The following is a 6,644-nucleotide window of genomic DNA, read 5'->3' on the forward strand; positions in this document are numbered from 1 at the left end:
AAAAAGGCGTGCGCGTTCCCGGCGGTTTTGCAACCACAGCCGAAGCTTATCGTGCTTTCCTGGCTCACAATGGTCTGAGCGAGCGTATTTCCGAAGCCCTGAAACAACTGGATGTTGAAGACGTTGCTGAATTGGCACGCGTGGGTAAAGAAATCCGTCAATGGATTTTGGATACCCCGTTCCCTGAGCAACTGGATGCTGAAATCGAAACAGCTTGGAACAAAATGGTTGCCGATGCCGGCGGTGCGGACATCTCCGTTGCCGTACGTTCTTCTGCAACAGCAGAAGACTTGCCGGACGCTTCTTTCGCCGGCCAACAAGAAACCTTCCTGAATATTAATGGTTTGGATAACGTTAAAGAAGCGATGCACCATGTATTCGCTTCCCTGTACAACGACCGTGCCATTTCTTACCGTGTCCACAAAGGCTTCGAACACGACATCGTTGCCCTTTCTGCCGGCGTACAACGCATGGTGCGCTCTGACAGCGGTGCCTCCGGTGTGATGTTCACCATCGATACCGAATCCGGTTACGACCAAGTCGTTTTCGTTACCTCTTCTTACGGCCTGGGCGAAAACGTCGTACAAGGCGCGGTAAACCCTGACGAATTCTATGTATTCAAACCTACTTTGAAAGCAGGCAAACCGGCTATCCTGCGCAAAACCATGGGTTCGAAACAAATCAAAATGATTTTTACCGACAAAGCCGAAGCCGGTAAATCTGTAACCAACGTTGATGTACCTGCAGAAGACCGTCAACGCTTCTCCATTACCGACGCCGAAGTAACCGAGTTGGCTCATTACGCGCTGACCATCGAAAAACACTACGGCCGCCCAATGGACATCGAATGGGGGCGCGATGGTTTGGATGGCAAACTCTACATCCTGCAAGCACGCCCTGAAACTGTAAAATCTCAAGAAGACGGCAGCCGCAACCTGCGCCGCTTCTCTATCAACGGCGAAAAAGTTGTCTTGTGCGAAGGCCGAGCTATCGGTCAAAAAGTTGGCCAAGGTAAAGTTCGCTTGGTGAAAGATGCTTCAGAGATGGATTCCGTTGAAGCAGGCGACGTACTCGTTACCGACATGACCGACCCGGATTGGGAACCGGTAATGAAACGTGCTTCTGCCATTGTTACCAACCGTGGTGGCCGTACCTGCCACGCAGCGATTATCGCGCGTGAATTGGGTATTCCGGCTGTTGTAGGTTGTGGCGATGCTACCGACCTGCTTTCAGACGGCCAAGAAGTTACCGTATCTTGTGCCGAAGGCGATACCGGCTTCATCTACTCCGGCCTGCTGGACGTACAAGTTACCGATGTTGCTTTGGACAACATGCCTAAAGCCCCTGTCAAAGTGATGATGAACGTTGGTAACCCTGAATTGGCATTCAGCTTCGCCAACCTGCCTAGCGAAGGCATCGGCTTGGCACGTATGGAATTCATCATCAACCGTCAAATCGGTATCCATCCTAAAGCCTTGTTGGAATTTGACAAACAAGACGACGAATTGAAAGCGGAAATTACCCGCCGCATCGCTGGCTACGCTTCTCCTGTCGACTTCTATGTCGATAAAATCGCAGAAGGTGTGGCAACTTTGGCTGCTTCGGTTTATCCACGCAAAACCATCGTCCGTATGTCTGACTTCAAATCCAACGAGTACGCTAACTTGGTAGGTGGCAGCATCTACGAACCGCACGAAGAAAACCCAATGTTGGGCTTCCGTGGTGCAGCGCGTTATGTTGCTGACAGCTTCAAAGACTGCTTCGCACTCGAGTGCAAAGCCTTGAAACGCGTCCGTGACGAAATGGGTTTGACCAACGTCGAAATCATGATTCCATTCGTCCGCACTTTGGGTGAAGCCGAAGCTGTTGTCAAAGCCCTGAAAGAAAACGGTTTGGAACGCGGCAAAAACGGCCTGCGCCTGATCATGATGTGCGAGTTGCCAAGCAACGCTGTATTGGCAGAACAATTCCTGCAATACTTCGACGGTTTCTCCATCGGCTCTAACGACATGACCCAGCTGACCCTCGGCCTCGACCGTGACAGCGGTTTGGTATCTGATTCCTTCGACGAGCGCAACCCTGCCGTTAAAGTGATGTTGCACTTGGCAATCTCTGCCTGCCGCAAACAAAACAAATACGTCGGTATTTGCGGTCAAGGCCCGTCAGACCATCCGGACTTTGCCAAATGGCTGGTTCAAGAAGGTATCGAGAGCGTATCGCTCAACCCTGATACCGTGATTGAAACTTGGCTGTATCTGGCTAACGAATTGAACAAATAAGTTCGATGAGACAAAAATCCCCTGTCCGTCTATCTCGGCAGGGGATTTTTATTGCCTTATTCAATACCGTCTGAAAAAACTTTCACTTTCTTTTACCTTATCAAAAAAATCCTTTATCATCAAAATGATAAAAAAATATACCGCCATATCCACAAATTTTCAATGTTAATATGCTGCCTTTATGCAGTTTATCCCATGCCTTTTGAGTGAACCTTTTTCCACTCTTCCTATCTATCATACACAACATAACGATACATTTTGAAACAACCCATGAATACAAATTTTATTTCCACCTTTCAGACGGCCTTAAAACGTCTGGCCCTCATCAGCACCATTGCCGTCTTAGCAGCCTGCGCCGGCAACAATACCTCTTCCAACCGAGCTGTACCTGACGGCTACTACAAAGTCCGCCCCGGCGATACCCTGACCCAAATTGCCAAACGCTACGGACAAAACGTCAATACACTGGTTGCATGGAATAACCTTCCCAACGCCTCACAAATCGAAGTCGGTCAAGTATTGCGAGTCCGCCGTCATGTTGCCTCCCGCAATACTGCTACGCAGCAACGCCAAGCAACCGCCGTTACCCCAATCAACCGGTTAAGCTTGCAATGGCCGACCGATAACGCCTCATCCTCCATTATCCAACGCTACAACGGCACAAGCAGCAAAGGCATAGATATTGCAGGCACGCAAGGCCAACAAATCCGTTCTGCCGCAGCCGGTACCGTCATCTACGTTGGCGAAGAAGTACGCGGCTACGGCAAGCTGATTTTAATCAGCCACAACGACTACACCATTACCGCCTATGCCCACAACGACACGCTTTTGGTACAAAAAGATCAAAAAGTCCAAGCAGGTCAAGTTATCGCGACCATGGGCAGCAGCGATACAGACAGCGTCAAGCTTCATTTTGAAGTTCGTCTAAACGGCAAAGCAGTCGATCCCCTGCCTTATTTGACTAGAACAAATTAATGCCCCAATCAAAAGGCCGTCTGAATAGCAGTATTTCAGACGGCCTTTTGATTATCTTGCTATAACAGCTATTTCAACAAAATCTTTTCCTATTTAACTTATGTTGATTGAGTGTAAATACCGTTATACAATAACAACTCTTTTTAACATTCCATTTCAGGTACCCTACTATGTCTCCTAGCAGTATCCTTGCAACCGCATTCTTGTTTGCATCTGCATTTGCCAGCGCAGATGTCCATATTGATGAAAGCATTCCTTACCGCGATAAAGAAGAAATCGATACCCGTATTGTTTCTGAGTGTTTAGAAGTGGGCAGCATCATGTCCAAATCTTTGCAAGAAACTGCAGCCAAAAGCGATGTAACAGTTGTCCGTGACGGTAAAAAACAAGGCACATACGCAGATATCGCTATCACTTCCGCCATGAGTGCAGGCAATGCCTTTATCGGTCACGCCAAAGGGATGGCGGTTTCAGCCACTTTGTATGTTGACGGCAAACAAGTTAATAAAAAAACCTTTACCCGCAACTCTTCCGGTGGCATGTTTGGCGCTTATAAAAGCTCTTGCGCCGTCTTGAACCGCACTTCTAAAGTATTGGGTTCAGATATTGCCCAATGGGTGGTTCGCGAACAAAAAAATGCTCAAGACAAATAAAACCCCAATTTGATAAAGGCCGTCTGAAAAACCGTATTTCAGACGGCCTTTATATTTTCTATTTCTCTAAAAACAAAGAAATAAATTACCCATTAATCATTGTCAGAAATAGAGAATTTTATTTCCAATGCCCTTGATTTTAGAATATCTACCCTCAATTATTAAAACTATAAGAATTTTGTATATTAGCAGTCAAAGGAATAACATGGCAGAAAAAAACTATTATGAAATACTAGGCGTTGCCAAAGATGCGGATGAGGCCGAAATCAAAAAAGCCTACCGAAAACTGGTGCGCAAATACCACCCCGATGTCAGCAAAGAACCTGACGCAGCCGAACGTACGGTAGAAATCAACCGTGCCTACGAAACGCTTTCCGATAAAGAAAAGCGGGCCGAATACGATGAAATGTTGGCTAATCCTTACGGACGCAGCGCCGGAGGCAATCCGTTCGGTCAAGGCGGCAATCCGTTTGGCAATGGATTTAACGGTGGCGGCTTCCACTATGAACGTCATGAAGGCGAACCGTTCGGAGCGGGAGACTTCAATTTTGAAGATCTGTTTTCATCATTCCGCCAATCCCACACTCGTTCCGAGCAACCCCGCGGCCCAATAAAAGGCGAGGATCAACATGCTGAATTGAGTATTGATATTTACGCAGCGTATGTTGGCGCAGAACGTAGCATGACTTTGAATGTGCCGACTCTAGACGAATACGGACGTGCGGTTTATCAAAATAAAACCCTCAACGTCAAAATCCCCAAAGGCATTGCAGAAGGCCAACAAATCCGTTTGGCCGGTCAAGGTTTGCCGGGATATAACGGTGGAGAAAACGGTGACTTGTACTTAAAAATCAAGTTCCACGACCAACCTGATTTATACGTCAAAAACAGGAAAGACGTATATCAAACAATAGATGTCAAACCTTGGGAAGCCGTATTGGGCGGCAAAATCATCGTCCCTACCGCTTCAGGCCGCTTGCAGGTCAATCTGCCTGCCAACAGCCAAAGCGGTAAAAGCATCCGCCTCAAAGGCAAAGGTATTCCTGCAAAAGAAGCCGGAGACCTTTATCTCAATATCCGCATTAATGTTCCGCCAGTAGAGAGCGAAGCCGACCGTGCCGCATGGGAAAAATTGGCCAAACACTTTGCCGCGAAACAAGCATAAGAGAAAGGATAAATTATGATTCAGTCCTCCGATGTTACCCTTACTTTTGAAGAAATCGTTGCCGCCAGCCGCTGCCGTCGTGATTGGCTGTTGGAACTTATAGCAGAAGACATCATCAGCATAGATGGAGTGCCCGAAAAAAGCACCTTCAGTGGTTTTCATCTTGCCCGCATCCGTCGCGCACAACGCTTAAGCCGTGATTTTGAGGCCGGCATTCCTGCATTGGGGCTGATTATGCGGCTGTTGGACGAGGTGGAAGAACTCAGAAAAATACAGCGTCCGCTGGTCCTGCTCGAAGAAGAGTAAATATTGGCAAGTTGTTCGATTAAATATTGATGACAAGACAAAGTTTTTGATTTTTATTGATATTCCATAATGAAAGGCCGTCTGAAAATATTTTCAGACGGCCTTTTTATGCCTTCATTAACAACAGCGTCCGCCGTTGCCGCCGCAACGGCGTTTGCGGCAGTAGTCTTGGAATTGCAGCTCGGTCATGACCGGCGCGTTGGGATTATGTTTGCGCTGGCGGGCAACGTAGTTTTCATAATCTGGGACACCGGCCATCAAGTTCGCTGTCAACTTGATGGTTTTCCACCAAGATGCGAGCTTATGCTTCACTTTGAGTCTCCGGCTGTTTACCGTCGCGGTACACTGCTGGAATTTCTTTAGCAGTTGGCCAACCGACTTTGCGGGCTTTCATGGCAGTACGGAAACCGTACACGGCGACAATCACGACAACTGCCAAGAACAAAGCGGTCAAACCGGCATTGATTTGGTCGTTGAAGATGATTTGTGACATTTCGCCAATGTCTTTAGCAGGAGCGAGGACTTCGCCTGAAGCCAAGGCATCGCGGTATTTGCCTGCGTGAGCCAAGAAGCTGACGCGCGGGTCGCTGTGGAACAGTTTTTGCAAACCGGCATAGCAGGTTACGAACAATACGCCGACAGCAGGAACCAAAGTTACCCAAACATAGCGGTCGCGTTTCATTTTCACCAATACGACGGTACACATAATCAACGCTACGCCTGCAAGCATTTGGTTGGCGATACCAAACAACGGCCAGAGCGAGTTAATACCGCCCAGAGGGTCGGTTACGCCGGTATAGAGGAAGTAACCCCACAATGCCACAGCAAAGAATGTGGCAACCAAGTTGGCAGGGATTGAGTCGGTGTTACCGAATGGTTTGTAGAAGATACTGCCCAAGTCTTGAATCATGAAACGGGCAACGCGTGTACCGGCGTCAACTGCGGTCAGGATGAACAAGGCTTCAAACAGCAAGGCAAAGTGATACCAGAACGCCATCATGGCTTCGCCCGGAATCAGACGGCTCATGATGTGTGCCATACCGACTGCGAGGGTTGGTGCACCGCCTGCGCGGGATAGAATGGTGTTTTCGCCCACTTCTTTAGCAGTGTGCAACAGGGTTGCGGCATCAACAGAGAAATTCAGTTTAGTGGTGATGACTTCGGCAGCTGTGTTGGCATCTGTACCAATCAGCGCGGCCGGGCTGTTCATCGCAAAGTACACGCCTGGCTCAAGCGAAGCGGCGGCAGCCAGCGCCATAATAGCCA

The 6,644-nt window shown here is 48.3% G+C and carries 7 protein-coding genes; 5 read left to right on the forward strand and 2 right to left on the reverse strand.

The window, feature by feature from the left end; all coding sequences use genetic code 11:
- From ppsA to ACTHUE_RS09130, 5 genes are all read left to right on the forward strand, one after another.
- Window positions 1-2,279, forward strand: a 2,279-nt coding sequence (gene ppsA / locus ACTHUE_RS09110) for a phosphoenolpyruvate synthase (RefSeq protein WP_440423329.1), incomplete at its 5' end; no start/stop codon positions are given.
- Between the two features lie 270 nt (window positions 2,280-2,549).
- The gene (locus tag ACTHUE_RS09115; protein WP_049332073.1) at window positions 2,550-3,254 is read left to right on the forward strand and encodes a peptidoglycan DD-metalloendopeptidase family protein; all 705 of its coding nucleotides are present in this window, start codon (window positions 2,550-2,552) and stop codon (window positions 3,252-3,254) included.
- A gap of 170 nt (window positions 3,255-3,424) precedes the next feature.
- Window positions 3,425-3,907, forward strand: a complete 483-nt coding sequence (locus ACTHUE_RS09120; protein ID WP_049336190.1) for a hypothetical protein — start codon at window positions 3,425-3,427, stop codon at window positions 3,905-3,907.
- A gap of 205 nt (window positions 3,908-4,112) precedes the next feature.
- On the forward strand, window positions 4,113-5,072 hold the full coding sequence (locus tag ACTHUE_RS09125; protein ID WP_440361292.1) for a DnaJ C-terminal domain-containing protein: 960 nt from the start codon (window positions 4,113-4,115) through the stop codon (window positions 5,070-5,072).
- Between the two features lie 15 nt (window positions 5,073-5,087).
- A complete protein-coding gene (locus ACTHUE_RS09130; protein ID WP_049336193.1) occupies window positions 5,088-5,378 on the forward strand; it encodes a chaperone modulator CbpM in 291 nt (96 codons plus the stop codon).
- 117 nt (window positions 5,379-5,495) lie between these two features.
- Here ACTHUE_RS09130 and ACTHUE_RS09135 read toward each other — a convergent pair whose 3' ends face one another.
- Entirely contained in the window at window positions 5,496-5,690 is a 195-nt protein-coding gene (locus ACTHUE_RS09135; RefSeq protein WP_003747442.1) for a YbdD/YjiX family protein, read from the reverse strand.
- Window positions 5,680-6,644, reverse strand: a 965-nt coding sequence (locus tag ACTHUE_RS09140; protein WP_440423331.1) for a carbon starvation CstA family protein, incomplete at its 5' end; no start/stop codon positions are given. The genes ACTHUE_RS09135 and ACTHUE_RS09140, both read right to left, overlap by 11 nt.

This window comes from Neisseria sp. P0021.S005 (assembly GCF_051956955.1).